General features: G+C 63.4%; 12 protein-coding genes and 3 pseudogenes. 8 read left to right on the top strand and 7 right to left on the bottom strand.

All coding sequences use genetic code 11. From position 1 onward, the window contains the following. Positions 1 to 398 precede the first annotated feature (398 nt). Positions 399 to 1,739 carry an NAD(P)H-dependent oxidoreductase gene (locus A9K71_RS01330; RefSeq protein WP_066989327.1) on the top strand — a complete coding sequence of 447 codons (1,341 nt, stop codon included), beginning with the start codon at positions 399 to 401 and terminating at the stop codon, positions 1,737 to 1,739. Here the strand turns inward: A9K71_RS01330 and proC are convergent. Continuing rightward, the gene (gene proC, locus A9K71_RS01325) at positions 1,714 to 2,529 is read right to left on the bottom strand and encodes a pyrroline-5-carboxylate reductase (protein ID WP_066989325.1); all 816 of its coding nucleotides are present in this window, start codon (positions 2,527 to 2,529) and stop codon (positions 1,714 to 1,716) included. The two genes, A9K71_RS01330 and proC, sit on opposite strands and share 26 nt — an antisense overlap. 540 nt (positions 2,530 to 3,069) lie before the next feature. Here proC and folD point away from each other — a divergent pair. The 5 genes and pseudogenes from folD to A9K71_RS32290 form a co-directional block, all read left to right on the top strand. Continuing rightward, positions 3,070 to 3,969 carry a bifunctional methylenetetrahydrofolate dehydrogenase/methenyltetrahydrofolate cyclohydrolase FolD gene (gene folD, locus A9K71_RS01320; protein WP_066989437.1) on the top strand — a complete coding sequence of 300 codons (900 nt, stop codon included), beginning with the start codon at positions 3,070 to 3,072 and terminating at the stop codon, positions 3,967 to 3,969. 52 nt (positions 3,970 to 4,021) lie between these two features. Continuing rightward, entirely contained in the window at positions 4,022 to 4,984 is a 963-nt protein-coding gene (locus A9K71_RS01315; RefSeq protein WP_082953990.1) for a GlxA family transcriptional regulator, read from the top strand. An 86-nt stretch (positions 4,985 to 5,070) separates the two neighbouring features. Further along, positions 5,071 to 6,729 carry a VWA domain-containing protein gene (locus A9K71_RS01310; RefSeq protein WP_066989321.1) on the top strand — a complete coding sequence of 553 codons (1,659 nt, stop codon included), beginning with the start codon at positions 5,071 to 5,073 and terminating at the stop codon, positions 6,727 to 6,729. Between the two features lie 115 nt (positions 6,730 to 6,844). After that, positions 6,845 to 7,057: pseudogene (locus A9K71_RS32295) on the top strand (transposase); the annotation flags it as partial. Positions 7,058 to 7,060: 3 nt separating this feature from the next. Continuing rightward, positions 7,061 to 7,186: pseudogene (locus tag A9K71_RS32290) on the top strand (transposase domain-containing protein); the annotation flags it as partial. Between the two features lie 54 nt (positions 7,187 to 7,240). Here A9K71_RS32290 and A9K71_RS01300 read toward each other — a convergent pair. Further along, positions 7,241 to 8,245 (bottom strand): NADP-dependent oxidoreductase, encoded by a 1,005-nt coding sequence (locus A9K71_RS01300; protein WP_066989435.1) that lies wholly within the window; start codon positions 8,243 to 8,245, stop codon positions 7,241 to 7,243. Between the two features lie 107 nt (positions 8,246 to 8,352). Between A9K71_RS01300 and A9K71_RS01295 the strand changes: the two genes are divergently transcribed. Beyond that, a complete protein-coding gene (locus A9K71_RS01295) occupies positions 8,353 to 9,249 on the top strand; it encodes a LysR family transcriptional regulator (RefSeq protein ID WP_066989319.1) in 897 nt (298 codons plus the stop codon). A gap of 92 nt (positions 9,250 to 9,341) precedes the next feature. Here A9K71_RS01295 and edd read toward each other — a convergent pair whose 3' ends face one another. The 3 genes from edd to zwf all read right to left on the bottom strand — a co-directional run bounded on the left by edd (position 9,342) and on the right by zwf (position 13,397). Then, a complete protein-coding gene (gene edd, locus A9K71_RS01290; RefSeq protein WP_066989317.1) occupies positions 9,342 to 11,165 on the bottom strand; it encodes a phosphogluconate dehydratase in 1,824 nt (607 codons plus the stop codon). Between the two features lie 64 nt (positions 11,166 to 11,229). Then, positions 11,230 to 11,946, bottom strand: a complete 717-nt coding sequence (pgl, locus tag A9K71_RS01285; RefSeq protein ID WP_066989315.1) for a 6-phosphogluconolactonase — start codon at positions 11,944 to 11,946, stop codon at positions 11,230 to 11,232. Beyond that, positions 11,928 to 13,397 (bottom strand): glucose-6-phosphate dehydrogenase, encoded by a 1,470-nt coding sequence (gene zwf / locus A9K71_RS01280; protein ID WP_066989313.1) that lies wholly within the window; start codon positions 13,395 to 13,397, stop codon positions 11,928 to 11,930. The genes pgl and zwf overlap by 19 nt, the downstream gene beginning before the upstream one ends. A 265-nt stretch (positions 13,398 to 13,662) precedes the next feature. On the opposite strand from zwf, the gene A9K71_RS01275 reads away from it, so the two are divergent. Beyond that, complete coding sequence (locus A9K71_RS01275) at positions 13,663 to 14,409, top strand: SDR family oxidoreductase (protein WP_066989311.1); 747 nt, start codon at positions 13,663 to 13,665, stop codon at positions 14,407 to 14,409. Positions 14,410 to 14,450: 41 nt separating this feature from the next. Here A9K71_RS01275 and A9K71_RS01270 read toward each other — a convergent pair whose 3' ends face one another. Further along, the gene (locus A9K71_RS01270; protein ID WP_066989308.1) at positions 14,451 to 15,353 is read right to left on the bottom strand and encodes an SH3 domain-containing protein; all 903 of its coding nucleotides are present in this window, start codon (positions 15,351 to 15,353) and stop codon (positions 14,451 to 14,453) included. Positions 15,354 to 15,614: 261 nt separating this feature from the next. Beyond that, positions 15,615 to 15,824 (bottom strand): annotated as a pseudogene (locus tag A9K71_RS29725) (FAD-dependent oxidoreductase); the annotation flags it as partial. Positions 15,825 to 15,898: the final 74 nt, after the last annotated feature.

The following is a 15,898-nucleotide window of genomic DNA, read 5'->3' as shown; positions in this document are numbered from 1 at the left end:
AGAGCGCTCCAAAAGCACGGATTCCAGCCATTAGTCCCGGCGGATGTAGCAAAAATGGCACAGAAAACGATCCTCGCCGAGGGCGCCGTTCAGTTGAAACCGACCGCGAACACTATTTTCCCTAAATAGACAGTAAGTCCGCACAAAGGAATCGACCGAGGCGTCGCTCACCGTGCCAACTTTGGCGGTCAGATCGGCACTTGGCATGAACCGCGGCATCTGCCCTTCCTCCGGACATGGCCAAGGCTTTGAAACACCTGAAGGTTGCGGATTGCTGCGGGAAATCTGCGCCGGTCCTGCAAGACGTGCGCACGAAATTGCCATGGGTGGCTGGTTTTGTTGGCAAACGGGGATCGTTCCCTGTATTGCGGGCTGAAGCAAAGCATGGACGTTCTTGTATGACAAATGTCGCCCTGACCGGGCTTGCCCGCGATCTCGCCCGGCGCGCCGCCGACGGCCGCCCCGTGCGCATCGGCGTCATCGGTTCCGGCGAGATGGGCACCGATCTGGTGACGCAGGGCATGCTGATGCCGGGCATTTCTATTGCGGCCATTTCCACGCGCCGCCCGCACACGGCTCGCGACGCGATCCGCATCGCCTATGGCGACGATGCAATGGCTGCAGAAGCCGAGACCGCCTCCAAGATAAGCCGGGCGATAGAAAGCGGCAGGATCGCCATCACCTCGAACGAGATGCTGGTCACCAATCCGCTGATCGACGTCGTCATTGATGCCACTGGCAAACCCGGCGTCGCCGCCGATTTCGACCTGATGGCGATGCAGCATGGCAAGCATCTGGTGATGATGAATGTCGAGGCCGACGTGACCATCGGCTGCTACCTCAAGCAGCAGGCGGATCGGCTCGGCGTCGTCTATTCGGTCGGCGCCGGCGATGAGCCGTCGAGCTGCATGGAGCTGATCGAGTTCGCCTCGGCGCTCGGTTATACCATCGTCTCGGCCGGCAAGGGCAAGAACAACCCGCTCAACCACGACGCCGTTCCCGACGATTATCGGGATGAAGCGCTGCGCCGGAACATGAACCCGCGCATGTTGGTCGAGTTCGTCGACGGCTCCAAGACCATGGTCGAGATGTGCGCCATCGCCAACGCCACCGGCCTGGTGCCCGATGTTCCGGGCATGCACGGCCCGAAAGCCGACCGTGATCAGCTGGCCAAGGTGCTGATCCCGCGCGAGGACGGCGGCATCCTGTCGAAGAAGGGTATCGTCGACTACACGATCGGCAAAGGCGTGGCGCCTGGCGTCTTCGTCATCGTCGAGGCGACGCATCCCCGCGTCGTCGAGCGCATGGATGATCTCCATGTCGGCCACGGCCCCTATTACAGCTTCTTCAGGCCGTACCACCTGACCTCGCTGGAGGTGCCGCTGACCGCAGCCCGCATCATGCTCTACGGCAAGCCCGACATGGTGCCGCTGCCTACACCGGTGGCCGAGGTCTGCGCGGTCGCCAAGCGCGACCTCGCCGCAGGCGAGATCTTCGACGCCATCGGCGAGACCTGCTACCGCTCCTGGACCATGACGGTCGCCGAGGCGCGCGCCAGCCGTGCCGTGCCGGTCGGACTGCTCGAAGGCGGCAAGGTGCTGAAGCCGGTCAGGAAGGGCGAACTCCTGACCGCCGACAACGCCGCGCCCGACCAGACGACCGAGCTATTTGCCCTGCGTCAACTGCAGGACGAGATGCTGTATGGCGTGAGGTCTACTTCCCCAGCTCTATCGATCTGAGCCGCGCCGCTTCCACCGCGTCGGTCAAAAGCTTCGTCAGCCGGTCTTCGCCCATCAGCACGGCAAGCGCGGCGGCGGTCGTGCCGTTGGGGCTGGTGACCTGCTGGCGCAGCACGCCCGGCTCCTCATCGCTTTCGGCGGCAAGCGAGGCCGCACCATAGACGGTCTGCAGGGCGAGCAGCTTGGCTGTCTCGGCCGGCAGGCCAGCCTTCCCGGCGGCGACCGTCAGCGCCTCGATGAAATGGAAAATATAGGCCGGGCCGGAACCGGAGACCGCGGTCACGGCGTCCATCAGGCTCTCGTCGTCGATCGTCGTCACGACACCGCTCGCCGAGAGCAGCTCAGCGACGAACCGCCTGACGTTGTCGGGAACGAGCGGGTTGGAAAACACCACCATCATGCCCTTGCCGATCGCCGCCGGCGTGTTCGGCATGCAGCGCACGATCGGCGCGAGCCGGCCCAGGATCTCCTCGAACGTCGCGACCGGCGTGCCCGCGGCGATGCTGACGAAGGTGGTCCTGCCGTCGCCGAAGCGCTTGTAGCTTGCCGTCACATCGCGGATGACCTGCGGCTTCACGGCGATGACGACAAGATCGGGCATGGCCTCGGCGGGAATGGCGGACGCGTCGGCCGCGGCGCCGCAACCAAGATGCTCGGCTCGCCTGCGCAACTCGGCATTTGGCTCGACCACGAACACCGCCGACGGCTCGAGCTTGCCGGATTTCAGCCAGCCCGAGAGCATCGCGTAGCCCATATTGCCGCAACCGGCGAGAACAAGCCTGATGGTCATCGAAACCTCCGCAAAGAGGGCTCTCCTTAGCCGCTCGCGCGGTTGCGGAAAAGTCCAGTCTCCAAGGTCGGTGCATGGCTTGGAGACGCCGTCCGCTCAAAGCCGTACCTATTTCATAGTTCGGACCACCCGCAGCGTCCGGAACTACCCGACGACACATACGCTCCGTCGGCGCCTTCCCATTCGCAATCGCCGACAGCCGAGGCGCGCCAGTCGCCAGACGATCGGCAGGACCAGGTCGACGAGATCAGGGCCCGCCTGCGAGAATTCCGCGAGGCGGTGCGCGTTCTGACCGAAAGCCGCTCGCGCCGTCGCTATTTCTAAAACACCCCGTCTTCGCTAAAAGCGGCCTTCGATAAAAGCAGCCGGTTTCGGGTTTACGGCATCCGACGACGTTTTGACGGGATTGCCCGGTCGAATTTTCGTGAAAATGCCGCGCGGCATTTGACCGCTTGCGCGCCGCGTTCGCGTGCCGACTGCTGGATTGAGGATCAGGGCTGCGTGCGAGGCGTGGCCGCGCAACAGTGTTGAAGGTGAATGATGGCCGAAGTGATCGACGGGAAGAGTGTCGCCGCAGACGTGGTATCGAAGGTCAAGGCGCTGACCGCCGAGCTTTCGGCCAAGGGCGCGACCAGGCCCGGTCTGGCGGTGGTGATCGTGGGCGAGGATCCGGCAAGCCAGGTCTACGTCGCCTCGAAGTCGCGCACGGCCAAGGAGTGCGGCTTCCATTCGCTCCAGCACACGCTGCCGGCTGAGACGACCGAAGAGCAGCTGTTGAAGACCATCGGCGATCTCAACGCCGACCCGTCGATCCACGGCATCCTCGTGCAACTGCCGCTGCCCGGCCATATCGATGCCGGCAAGGTCATCCAGACGATCGCGCCGGAAAAGGATGTCGACGGCTTCCACTTCATCAATGTCGGCAAGCTCGGTACCGGCGAGCTCGAGACGGCGTTCGTGCCCTGCACGCCCGCCGGCTCGATGCTGTTGATCCAGCGCGTGCGCGGCAAGGACCTTTCCGGCCTCAATGCCGTCGTCGTCGGCCGCTCCAACATCGTCGGAAAGCCGATGGCCAATCTGCTGCTCGCCGCCAACTGTACCGTCACCATTGCCCATAGCCGTACCAAGGACCTGCCGGCGCTGGCGCGCACCGCCGATATCCTGGTCGCCGCCGTCGGCCGTCCCGAAATGATCAAGGGTGATTGGGTGAAGCCCGGCGCCACCGTTATCGATGTCGGCATCAACCGCATCCCGGCGCCAGAGAAGGGCGAAGGCAAGTCGCGGCTGGTCGGCGACGTCGTCTATGCCGAAGCGGCCGCGGTCGCCGGCGCCATCACGCCGGTCCCCGGCGGCGTCGGACCGATGACCATTGCCATGCTGATGGCCAACACTGTAGCTTCCGCCTACCTCGCGGCCGGATTGAAGCGGCCGTCCTTCTGATCGGGAAGCAGCATCCTTGCCGAATCTTACTGCTCCTGTTGAACGGCCGGTCATGGGCGATCCCGTTCAGGGCGGTCGGCAGTTCGGCTTCCTGCTGGTCGACAAGTTTTCGATGTTCTCGCTGGCGGCGGCGATCGATTGCTTCCGCTCGGCCAACCGTCTGCTCGGCCGCGATTATTACGGCTGGACGACGATATCGGCAGATGGCGACGCGGTCATGGCTTCCAACGGCCTTCCGCTCAAGATCGACTATTCAGTCGCCGACATGCCGCCGGTCGATATCCTGTTCGTCTCGGTCGGGCTCACCACCGAGTTCCCCGGCAAGAGCAAGGTGCTGGCGGCGCTGCGCAGCTGGGGCCGCCGCGGCAACGCGCTCGGCGCGCTCTCGGTCGGCTCCTATCTGCTCGCCGAGGCCGGCCAGCTCGACGGCTACCGCTGCACTATCCACTGGGAAAACCGCGCCGGCTTCATGGAGCGTTTTCCGGACATCAACTGCACCGGCAACGTTTTCGAGATCGATCGCAAGCGCTACACCTGCGCCGGCGGCACCACCTCGATCGATCTGATGCTGGAGATCGTGCGCGGCGATTTCGGCTCCAATCTCGCCAATGGCGTCGCCAACCAGTTCCAGCACGAGCGCATCCGCTCGGCCGGTGACCGCCAGCGCGTCGGACCTGAGCGCGACCTCACCGGCAAGTCGGAGAAGCTGAGACGTATCGTCGAGCTGATGGCCGACCATCTCGATGAGCCTTTGTCGGCGGTGCAGCTTGCCAAGTCGGCGGGCCTGTCGGTGCGCCAGGTCGAGCGCCTGTTCCTGCGCCATCTCAACGTGACGCCGGGCCGCTACTACATGCGGCTCAGGCTCGAGCGGGCGCGCGAATTGCTGCGCCAGACCAACATGCCGATCCTCGACGTCGCGATCGCCACCGGCTTCACCTCCCACTCCTATTTCGCGCAAAGCTACCGGCTGCAGTTCGGCCGTCCGCCGTCGGAAGAGCGCCGAACCACCTATTGAGCGACTTGCCGGCCATCGGACTTGTCTGCAAAGCCCGGCTCAAATAGCTTTCCCGGCGCGGACGGGGGTTCACTCAGGAGATTTTCATGGCGGGACTGGCACGGAGCGTCGCTGCGGCGATCCTCCTTTTGTCGATGACCACCTTTGGCTTTGCCGCCAACAAGGTCATCATCATTCTCGATGCATCCGGCTCCATGTGGGCCCAGATAGACGGCAAGCCGAAGCTCGAGATCGCGCGCGAATCGCTGCGCACGGTGCTGCAGTCGATGCCGGGCGACGACGAGATCGGCTTCATGGCCTACGGGCATCGCCAGAAAGGCAGCTGCGCGGACATCGAGCTGATCGTGCCGCCGCAGGCGGGTTCGGCGAGCGCGATCTCGGCGGCCGCCGACAGCATGAAATTCCTTGGCAAGACGCCGCTGACGGCGGCCGTCAAGCAGGCCGCCGAAGCGCTGAAATACACCGAGGACAAGGCCACGGTCGTTCTCATCACCGACGGTCTTGAGACCTGCGGTGGCGATCCGTGCGCGCTCGGCAAGGAGCTGAAGGAGACCGGCGTCGACTTCACCGCCGACGTGGTCGGCTTCGGCCTGACCGCCGACGAAGGCAGGCAGATCGCCTGCCTCGCCGAGAACACCGGCGGAAAATACATCCAGGCCTCCGACGAGAAGGCATTGCAGCAAGCGCTGGTCGAGACCGTCGCGGCGCCGCCCGCGCCAGAGCCTGCTCCGGCCCCGGCGCCGGCGCCTGCACCCGAACCCGCCAAACCTGAATTCAACTTCACGCCGAGCGTCGTCATGGCTGAAGGCGGCGATCCCATCACCGACGGCAATGCCTGGGAGATCTACAAGGCCAAGTCCGACGGCTCGCGCGGCGATCAGGTCATGACCGAGTATGGCGAGCTCAAGACCAAACTCGAGCCGGGCGATTACATTGTCGTCGGTCGCGCCGACGAGGCAAGGAGCGAGCAGAAGATCAAGATCGAAGCCGGCCAGACCTACAGCCCGTTGTTCACGCTGAACGCCGGAACCTTGGTTATCCACCCGCATGCGAGCCAGGGCTCGGAGATCAGCGGCGAGGCGCGTGTCGACTTCGCCTATCCGGGCGGCAGCACGACCCACTATGGCGACACCAAGGCCACCGTGCCCGTCGGCGAGCAGAAGGTGACGGTGCAGATCGGCGCCGGCACGGTGACCGAAACCATCCAGCTTGCCGCCGGACAGACGGTCGAGAAGGATATCGTGATCGGCGTCGGCCATGCCGTGCTCAACGCCTACTACACGGCCGGCGGCGAAAAGGCCGACAATTCCGGCATCGGCTTCGAGATCGTCAAGGCGAAGAAGAAGATCGACGGTTCGCGTGAAAGCGTGGAGCACTCCTACGGTCCGGACAGCAAATTCTGGCTGCCGCCGGACGACTATGTCGCGCTAACCACGCTCGATCTCGCCGTTGTCGAACAGCCCTTCAGCATCAAGGCCGGCGACAACCAGGATGTGAAGGTGGCTCTCGGCGCCGGCGTGCTGGCAATGTCGGCGCCCGGCGCCTATTCGATCGAGGTGTTCTCGTCAAAGAAGGATATTGAGGGTAAACGCAAATCGCTCGGCCTGACCTATGGCGACAGCTGGCAACAGACGATCCCCGCCGGCGACTATGTCGTCGTGCGGCACATGTCCGATCAGGGCCAGGACAAGGAAATGCCGGTGACGATCAAGGCCGGTGAGCGGAGCGAGATCACCGTTCAGTAGGCATCGCCGTCCGCAAACGAACGAAAAAGGGTAACCGCTGTTTTGCCCCCAACGTTGTCCGCTGACGCCTGATCTGCGATCAAGGTTCCATGGATGAGCGAGAAGCAGTTTCTCCATGGAAACGACATTGGAGGTTCTCACGACACGGCGGGGCCGACGTGAGGCGCATCGCCAATGGCCGGATGAGGTCAAGGCACAGATCGTTTCGGAGGGCTTGCGTCCGGGCGTGACGGTGAACGAAGTAGCGGAGCGCCACGGGCTGGAGGCCAACCATCTGTCGTCCTGGCGAACGCTGGCCCGGCAGGGCAAGCTAGTTTTGCCTGCGCCAGAGGAGATCTGCGAACTCAATGCTGTTGATCCGCAGGTCTACTTGACCACCACGCTTGCCGCCGTCGTCAACGGCCACAAGCGGAGGCGGATCGATGAGCTGCTGCCTTGGAACGATCCGCTTGAGTAACGCGTGCACAAAAAATAGCAGTCTGGCCGAAGCGGACAAACCCTCGTTAGAGCATCATAGCTTGACCAGTTGCTTGCCGAAGTTCTCTCCCTTCAACATCCGAACGAAAGCGTGGGGCACGGTCTCGATCCCTTCCGCAACATCTTCCCGTGTCTGAAGCAGTCCCTGTTTGTACCATGACAGCAGATCGGCAATCGCGGTCTCGTATTCTCCTTCGTGGTCGTCGAGCAAGAACCCTTCTATCCGCGCACGGGTGATTAGTGTCCTTCTGAGATGCCTGAGACCGACATCAGGCTGGTCAAACCGGTCGGCCAAGGCAATAGTGCCGACAACCACCACTCTGCCAAAGATGTTGAGATTTAGCATGGCTGCATCGTGAATCGGCCCGGCGGTGTTGTCGATAAAGACATCGACGCCGCTAGGGCATGCGGTCGCGACATCTGCCACGAGATCAGCGGAGCGTCGATGATTGACGCCAGTCCGATATCCAAGCTCCCTGCACCATTCCAGCTTCTCATCCGAGCCCGCAACAGCGACTGGGTCGAACCCTTTGATCCGCGCGATCTGTCCCGCAATCTGCCCCACAGCTCCTGAAGCGGCAGAGATCAACACCGTTTCCCCCACCTTCGGAGTTGCGGTTTTGAGGAGGGCAAAGTAGGCGGTGAGACCGGGCATGCCGAGATAGCTCAGTACGGCCTGAATCGGAGCGTCGGTTGTCGTCACTGGCTTGGCTGACGCGGCCGGGATCACGCTGAACGGCTGCCAACCAAAATGATCGCTCATCACGAGGTCGCCTGGCTTGAAGTCCGGAGACTCAGACGTAATTACCTCGCCAATTCCGCCGCCACACATCAGGTCGCCAATTCTAAAACCAGCAGCATAATTCTTCGCGGGGCTGATCCGACCGCGCATATAGGGATCGACGGAGAGCCACAGAGTTTTCACCAGCAGCTCACCATCCGCGGCATCGGGAATTGAACGCTCCTCCAGGCTCCAGTTCTCGACGGAGGGCATTGCGGAAGGGTAGCTGCGAAGTATCCAGCTAGGATTTTTGGACATGTCCATCTCCTCAATTTGAGCGTTCGCCCCATTGATGCATGATTTCGGCTTCCGTGTTAAAGAGCGCACGGTGAGAGACATTATTTTGAATTTCGGAAGAATGGCGGATGGATATGATCGAGGCCATGAAGGTGGCCGTGGCAGTCGCCAGGCATAACAGCTTCTCTTCTGCGAGCCGGGATTTGCGCCTTTCCGCTGCCTCGGTAAGCCGCATTGTGGCGGACTTGGAGACCGATCTCGGCGTACGTCTCTTTAACCGCACCACCAGGCAGATCAATCTGACGGATGCCGGGATGGAGTTCGTGCAAAAGAGCACCGGCCTCCTGGAGGAGCTTGATCAGATGCGGAGCGCAGTACGCGAACGCCACGAAACTCCTCGCGGCCAACTCCACGTCTCCTGCGTAACGGCCTTTGGTAATGAGTGCCTGGCACCAGTGGTTCCTGAGTTCGTGCGACGGTTCCCGCAGCTCGATGTCTCAATCGACCTTGGCAATCGTTTGGTTGATCTCATTGGCGAGCACTTCGATGTCGCCATCCGGATAGGACCGTTGAACGATTCATCCCTGATTGCGCAGAGGATTTTCACGCAGAGGATCGTGTTCGTCGCGACACCCCAGTTTTGCCAGCAATATGGGACACCCAGGACCTTGGACGAGATCAGGGCTCGCCCATCCGTTACTCAGGTCAGCGGGGAATGGGGGCGCGTTCATAAGTTTTCGCATCAAGGAAAGGTCATTGACTTCGAAGTGCCGCAGCAACTGACAATGAACTCAGCGCGAGCGGTGAGAAACGCCTGCCTAGCGGGAGGGGGGTACTCCCTCTTGGGCGATTTCATGGTCGCCCAGGATATAGCGGAGAACCGCCTCGTGCGGCTGCTGCCGGATCATGAACCCATGGAGCAACCGATCTTCGCCTTCTACGCTCAGCGACGTCACACCCCACGTAAAGTCAGGGTGTTTATTGACTATTTGGCGGAGGTCTTCAGTGGCAAGAATACCTCGTGAGACCTCTTGTCTAGGTGCCGATGGCACACCGCTTACGACAAAGGGCGGCTCCGAGCGGCGGCTCCGAGCCGCTCTTTTTTAGCAGATTGACGTTAGGCATTTGCGAAGGCGGCGGCGCCGTGGTCGGCGCGGCCAACCAGTTGGCGAAAGCCGGCGAACAGCTCGCGGCCGAAGCCGAACTCGTTGCCGATCAGGTCGGCATCCGCCGTGCGGCGCAGCGCGAACTCCGTTCCCGGCACCAGCACCTCCAGCGTGCCGGCATCGGCGTCGAGGCGAATGATGTCGCCGTCATGGATCCTGGCGATCGGCCCGTCCTCGACCGCTTCCGGCGTCACATGGATCGCCGCCGGCACCTTGCCGGAAGCACCCGACATGCGCCCGTCGGTCACCAGCGCGACGCGCTGGCCGCGATCCTGCAGCACGCCGAGCACGGTGGTCAGCTTGTGCAGTTCCGGCATGCCGTTGGCCTTCGGCCCCTGGAAGCGGATCACGGCGACGAAGTCGCCGGTCAGCGTGCCCGACTTGAAAGCTTCGTTCAGCCCCTGCTGGCTGTCGAACACCTTGGCCGGCGCCTCGATGACGCGCCGTTCGGGCTTGACCGCAGAGGTCTTGATCACGGCATGGCCGAGGTTGCCGGCAAGCACCTTCAGTCCGCCGGTCGGCTGGAACGCCTTCTTGAACGGGGCCAGCACCTTCTCGTCGCCGCTCTCGAGCGGCGCCGCTTCACGCACGACGCTGCCGTCGGCGCCGAGCTTTGCCTCGACAGCATAGGGCCGCAGGCCTTCGCCCCAGACCGTCTGCACGTCCTCGTGCAGCAAGCCTTCGTCGAGCAACTCGCGGATCAGGAAGCCGAGCCCGCCGGCGGCGTGGAAATGGTTCACGTCGGCGAGTCCGTTCGGGTAGACGCGGGCGAGCAGCGGCACGGCCTCCGACAGGTCGGAGATGTCCTGCCAGGTAAGCGAAATTCCGGCTGCCGCGGCCATGGCGATGAGGTGGATGGTGTGGTTGGTCGAGCCGCCGGTCGCGTGCAGGCCGACCACGCCGTTGACGATCGAGCGCTCGTCGATCATGCGCCCGACCGGCGTATAGGCATTGCCGAGCGTGGTGATCGCCAGCGCGCGCTTCGCCGCCTCCCTGGTCAGCGCGTTGCGCAGCGGCGTACCCGGGTTGACGAAGGAGGCGCCGGGCGTGTGCAGGCCCATGATCTCCATCAGCATCTGGTTGGAATTGGCGGTGCCGTAGAAGGTGCAGGTGCCCGGCCCGTGATAGGATTTGGACTCCGCCTCGAGCAGCTCGGCGCGGCCCGCCTTGCCCTCGGCATAGAGCTGCCGGACCTTGGCCTTCTCGTCGTTCGGCAGGCCCGACGTCATCGGCCCGGCGGGGATGAAGACAGCCGGCAGGTGCCCGAAGGTGAGCGCCGCGATCACCAGCCCTGGCACGATCTTGTCGCAGACGCCGAGGAAGACGGCGGCGTCGAACATGTTGTGCGAAAGGCCGATCGCCGCTGCCATGGCGATCACGTCGCGCGAGAACAGCGACAGTTCCATGCCTGGCTGGCCTTGCGTCACGCCGTCGCACATCGCCGGCACGCCGCCGGCGACCTGGGCGATGCCGCCCGCCTCGCGTGCCGCGTCCTTGATAAGCGCCGGAAAGGTCTCGAACGGCTGATGCGCCGACAGCATGTCGTTGTAGGAGGTGATGATGCCGAGGTTGGGCACGCGATCGCCGCCGAGTGCCACCTTCTCCGATGGGCTGCAGACGGCAAAGCCGTGGGCGAGGTTGCCGCAGGAGAGCACCGCGCGGTTGGCGGCGCGTCCCGACGCCTCCGCGATGCGGCCGAGATAGGCTTCGCGGTCGGCTTTCGAACGTTGGCGGATGCGTTCCGTGATGGCTTCGATGTCGCGTCTGGCTGTCATGGCTGGTCCTTTCGGGCCCCGGAAACGTCCTCCCACAGCCTCCGGGGCTGTTCCTTTGGTGAAATCAGGGTGCCCAGAACACCTCTACCGGTATCGGCGCCGCCTCGAGCACGTTGCGGATGGGCTTTTTCATGCCCGCTCCCATCGCGCCGTCGAAGGCGATGCGCTTATCCTCTCCCTCGATGTGGAGCGCGATGAAACCGGCGGCAACGATCCGCGCCATCGATAGTGTCAGCCGCGGCTCGCCGGCGCTTTGCGCATGCACGGGCAGCACGATGCGCGGTGAGGACGGGTCGATGAGCTCGGCGAGATTGCCGGCATCGGGAAAGAAGGAGGCCGTGTGCCCGTCGGCACCCATGCCAAGCACCACCACATCCAGCGGCCAGGGCAATGATTGCAGGGCCTCGCTGTCCGACGTCGCTGCGTCCTCGATGGTCGCCGCCTCATGGTAGAGCGGCACGAAGCGCGCTGCCGCTGCCTTGTTCTGGAGCAGGTTGGCCGCCACCAGCCCGGCATTCGAGCGCGGCGAGGAGGGCGGCACGAAACGTTCGTCGACCAGCGTCACGGTGACCTTGTCCCAGGCGATCGGGATTAAAGAGAGCGCGGCGAAGGATTTTGCCGGCGTCGTGCCGCCGGATACGGCGAGCAGCGCCGTGCCGCGGTCGGTGATCGCCTTGGTCAGGCGGGCGGCGACGTGGCCGGCAAGGGCCGCCGCCAGCTGCTGGCGGTCGGCAAAGCCGTTCCAGGCGTAAGCGGCCCCGCTCAATTGCTCTCGTGCCATGTCCGTCCGTCACGTTCGATGAGCGCGATGGAGGCCGACGGACCCCAGGTGCCGGCCGTATAGCCCTGCGCTTCCTGCCTGGCGCTTTCCCAGGCGTTCTGGATCGGATCGATCCACTTCCAGGCCGCCTCGACCTCGTCGCGACGCATGAACAGCGTCTGGTTGCCGCGCACCACATCCATGATCAGCCGCTCATAAGCGTCCGGCGCGCGGCTGTGGAAGGATTGCGCGAAGCTCATGTCGAGCGAGATCTGGCGCAGCCGCATCCCGCCCGGCCCCGGATCCTTGATCATGATGTACTGCTTGACGCCTTCGTCCGGCTGCAGCCTGATCACCAGCTGGTTGGCGAAGATCGGCCCGGCGCTGTCGCCGAAGATGGAATAGGGGATCGGCTTGAATTCGATGACGATTTCCGAAACGCGGGTCGCCAGCCGCTTGCCGGTCCTGAGATAGAAAGGAACGCCGGCCCAGCGCCAGTTGCCGATCTCGGCTTTGAGGGCGACGAAGGTCTCGGTGTTGCTGTCCTTGCCGAGTTCCTCCACATAACCCTTGACCGGCCCGCCGGCGGAGGCGCCGGCGCGATACTGGCCGCGCACCGTGTGTTTCGGCGCCTCGTTGCCGTTGATGCGCTTCAGCGCCCGCAGCACCTTCAGCTTCTCGTCGCGCACGGCGTCCGCGTCCATCGAGGACGGTGTTTCCATGGCAACCAGGCAAAGCAGCTGCAGGATGTGGTTCTGCACCATGTCTCGCAGCGCGCCGGCTTTGTCGTAGTAGGTGACGCGGTCCTCGAGACCCACGGTCTCGGCCACGGTGATCTGCACATGATCGATATGGGCGGAGTTCCACAGCGGCTCATAAAGCGCGTTGGCAAAGCGCAGCGCCATCAGGTTCTGCACCGTTTCCTTGCCGAGATAGTGATCGATGCGGAAGATCTGGCTTTCGTGGAAATCGTCACCCACGGCGTCGTTGAGCGTCCGCGCCGAGGCGAGGTCACGGCCGATCGGCTTCTCCAGCACGATGCGCGAATTCGGGGTGATCAGCTTGTGTTCCTTGAGCTGATGCGAGATGTCGCCGAACAGCGCCGGCGCCACCGCGAGGTAGAAGGCGCGGATGCGGTCGCTGTCGCCGATCGCCTTCTTGAGCTTGTCGAAGCCGACGCCCGAAGTGGCGTCCGCCGAGACATAGGAAAGCCGAGCAAGAAATGTGTCCAGTTCCTTCGGCTCGATGTCGGCCGGATTCACATGGTCCGATATCGCTTTCTTGGCGAAGCTCTGGAACTCGGCATCGCTCATCTTCGCGCGTGACGTGCCGATGATGCGCGTCGGCTCCGAAAATTGGTGGCCGCGCTGGCGGTGGTAGAGCGAGGGCAGAAGCTTGCGCTCCGACAGGTCGCCGGTCCCGCCGAAAATGATGAAGTCGAAAGGTTCGACAGGGATGATCTGGCTGGTCATGGTCAGTCCGGTTTGATGCCGCTAGCCGGTAGCGGGGCTGATATATTCTAATCGATTTAAATCGTCCAGTGTCATGGTGTCACATCCAGGACCAATCGCTGGACAATCGATTGGGCCCATATGTGGCCTTGACACTGGCGCCACCGGGAGGCTTGTCGGCAAGCAACAGCTTTCCGGAAGCGTTCGCGCCTGCAACATAGAACCTGAATGTGACGAAAGCTAAGGGAGAATGGCGACCGCCGGCCCTTCAATGATGGGGAAAACCATGCGTCTGCAAAACAAGGTTGCCATCATCACCGGCGCGGCGTCGGGCTTCGGCGAGGGCATGGCGAAGCGCTTCGCCGAGGAAGGCGCGCGCGTCGTGGTTGCCGACCTCAATGCCAAGGGCGCAGCGCGCGTGGCGAAGGAAATCGGCGACAACGCGATCTGGACCCAGACCGACGTCTCGCAACGCTCCGAATTCGACGAGATGGTTTATGCCGCCAAAAGCGCCTTCGGCCGCGTCGACATCATGGTCAATAATGCCGGCTACACCCATCGCAACGGCGACATGCTCGGCGTCGACGAGCAAACCTTCGACCTGATCACCGCTGTCAACATGAAGGCGATCTATCATGCCGCGCTTGCCGTGGTGCCGATCATGGACCGGCAGGGCGGCGGCGTCATACTGACCACGGCTTCGACAGCCGGCATCAGGCCGCGGCCAGGCCTCACCTGGTACAACGCCTCCAAGGGATGGGCGATCACCGCCACCAAGTCGATGGCGGTCGAACTCGCCCCGAAGAACATCCGCGTCAATTGCCTCTGCCCGGTCGCCGGCGAGACCGGCATGTTGGAGAAGTTCATGGGCGCCGACACGCCGGAGATCCGTGAAAAATTCCGCGCCTCTATCCCGCTCGGCCGGCTGTCGACGCCGCTCGACATCGCCAACGCGGCCCTCTGGCTGGCTTCGGACGAGGCGGCCTTGATCACCGGCGTGGCGCTGGAGGTCGACGGCGGGCGCTGCATCTGAACCGACGTCGCGGCGGCGTCAGGCCGCCAAGAGGGTCCAGATCAGGCGCCGGTCTTGACGAAGCTCTTGTAGATCCAGCCGCGTTTGCCGTTATAGACGATCTCGCACCATTTTTTGCAGCTCATCACCTGCACGGCTGACTTGGCAGGCACAGTGACGATCGCGGCGGCGCCGTTCTTCGGGCCGGAACGCATGGTAACAGCCCTCAGGACGCGTCCATTGGTGCCAGTGCCGGCGTTTTCGGGCTTCGGCTCGTCCTGGGCCGCATCGTCGGGTGCCGTCGGCTGAGCCTCGGCAACCAGGGGCTTCGCGTCCGGGATGGCGGCGGTCTGGGCCGCATCCATTTTGTCGTCAGGCTTTTTTGCGTCTGCCGCTTGGGCAGCCGCCGGCGCAGGCGCCGCGACCTCAGCCAGAGCGGCCGAAGCATCGTTTCCGGACGCGGATTCGGCGAAGGCGGCAACGGCCGGTTTGTCGTTCTGCGTCGCCGGCTTCTCTGCGGCCTGAGCGGATGAGGCCGGCGGAGCATCCGCCGCGGGCGCAGGCTCACCAACCGTGCCGTTCCAGCGGGGATTGTTGGAAGCCAGTGCCGGGATGGCGGCTTCCCGGGATCCAGTCATGGGCGAAACCGCATCGGCCTTGCGCGCGGCTTGCGGCGCGGCGGCGACACTGACAGCGCTCGATACGGCCGGAGCGATTTTCTTCGTCTTGACCGCGATCGCGGGGACGGTCTGCTCCGTTTTCGCGATCGCCTGCCGCTCATTGGCCGGCAAGGCCAGCCAAAGCGCCACCGCCGCCACGCCAAGCAGCGCCGCGGTGCCGACGGCCGCGATCACCAGATGCGCGTTCGACTGCAGGCCCTGCCAGAACGAGGGCCGCATGTCATAGCCGAACCGCACGGCAAAGTGCCGTCGTTCCGGCGCACCGAAACTGAAGGGCTCGTTCACCTAAACCACCTCCAACAACCGGGCCGACGTTCTTTCGATCTTGCCGCAAACCGTTCGCGGCTGATCGGCATCGGTCCCGAAATTTCCAGCGGGCAGGCCCGCGCAAATCCCCGTCTTATCGCCCAGAACCGGCATCTTTTACCGCCGATTATGGCATCACTGCGCCTTTTTGCGAAATTCTGCGCGTTTGTTAAGGATTTCGCAACGTGCCGTTGGGGAAGCGGACTTGTCGAATTAACAGCTTCTGCACATGTTCCGGCTTCAGATCCTGTCGCGCAGTGCGAACCAGTGGAGCGCCAGAAACAGCAGCGGTGCGCGTAAACAACAGCTGTCCGGGAAGGCGGGAATCTTCAGATACTCGATCAGCTTCAGACGGTCGCGATTGCCCGCGACCGTCTCGGCATAGAGCTTGCCGAAGAAGTTGGACAGCATGATGCCGTGGCCGGAATACCCGCCCGTCGAGGCATGCGGAAACGCAGGTGAATGGTGAATGGTGAATAGTGAATGCTTTGCTAGAGCGCTCTGGCTGCGTTCACTCATCCAAT

It is taken from the genome of Mesorhizobium sp. WSM3873 (genome assembly GCF_001672445.1).
Classification (GTDB): domain Bacteria; phylum Pseudomonadota; class Alphaproteobacteria; order Rhizobiales; family Rhizobiaceae; genus Mesorhizobium.
This window is presented reverse-complemented; position numbering and strand designations above follow the sequence as displayed.

What these genes read in the sequence shown, in the direction of transcription:
- A9K71_RS01330 (WP_066989327.1), top strand. Translation starts at nt 399, where the DNA reads ATGACAAATGTCGCCCTGACCGGGCTTGCCCGCGATCTCGCCCGGCGC.
- proC (WP_066989325.1), bottom strand. Translation starts at nt 2,529, where the DNA reads ATGACCATCAGGCTTGTTCTCGCCGGTTGCGGCAATATGGGCTACGCG.
- folD (WP_066989437.1), top strand. Translation starts at nt 3,070, where the DNA reads ATGGCCGAAGTGATCGACGGGAAGAGTGTCGCCGCAGACGTGGTATCG.
- A9K71_RS01315 (WP_082953990.1), top strand. Translation starts at nt 4,022, where the DNA reads ATGGGCGATCCCGTTCAGGGCGGTCGGCAGTTCGGCTTCCTGCTGGTC.
- A9K71_RS01310 (WP_066989321.1), top strand. Translation starts at nt 5,071, where the DNA reads ATGGCGGGACTGGCACGGAGCGTCGCTGCGGCGATCCTCCTTTTGTCG.
- A9K71_RS01300 (WP_066989435.1), bottom strand. Translation starts at nt 8,245, where the DNA reads ATGTCCAAAAATCCTAGCTGGATACTTCGCAGCTACCCTTCCGCAATG.
- A9K71_RS01295 (WP_066989319.1), top strand. Translation starts at nt 8,353, where the DNA reads ATGGATATGATCGAGGCCATGAAGGTGGCCGTGGCAGTCGCCAGGCAT.
- edd (WP_066989317.1), bottom strand. Translation starts at nt 11,165, where the DNA reads ATGACAGCCAGACGCGACATCGAAGCCATCACGGAACGCATCCGCCAA.
- pgl (WP_066989315.1), bottom strand. Translation starts at nt 11,946, where the DNA reads ATGGCACGAGAGCAATTGAGCGGGGCCGCTTACGCCTGGAACGGCTTT.
- zwf (WP_066989313.1), bottom strand. Translation starts at nt 13,397, where the DNA reads ATGACCAGCCAGATCATCCCTGTCGAACCTTTCGACTTCATCATTTTC.
- A9K71_RS01275 (WP_066989311.1), top strand. Translation starts at nt 13,663, where the DNA reads ATGCGTCTGCAAAACAAGGTTGCCATCATCACCGGCGCGGCGTCGGGC.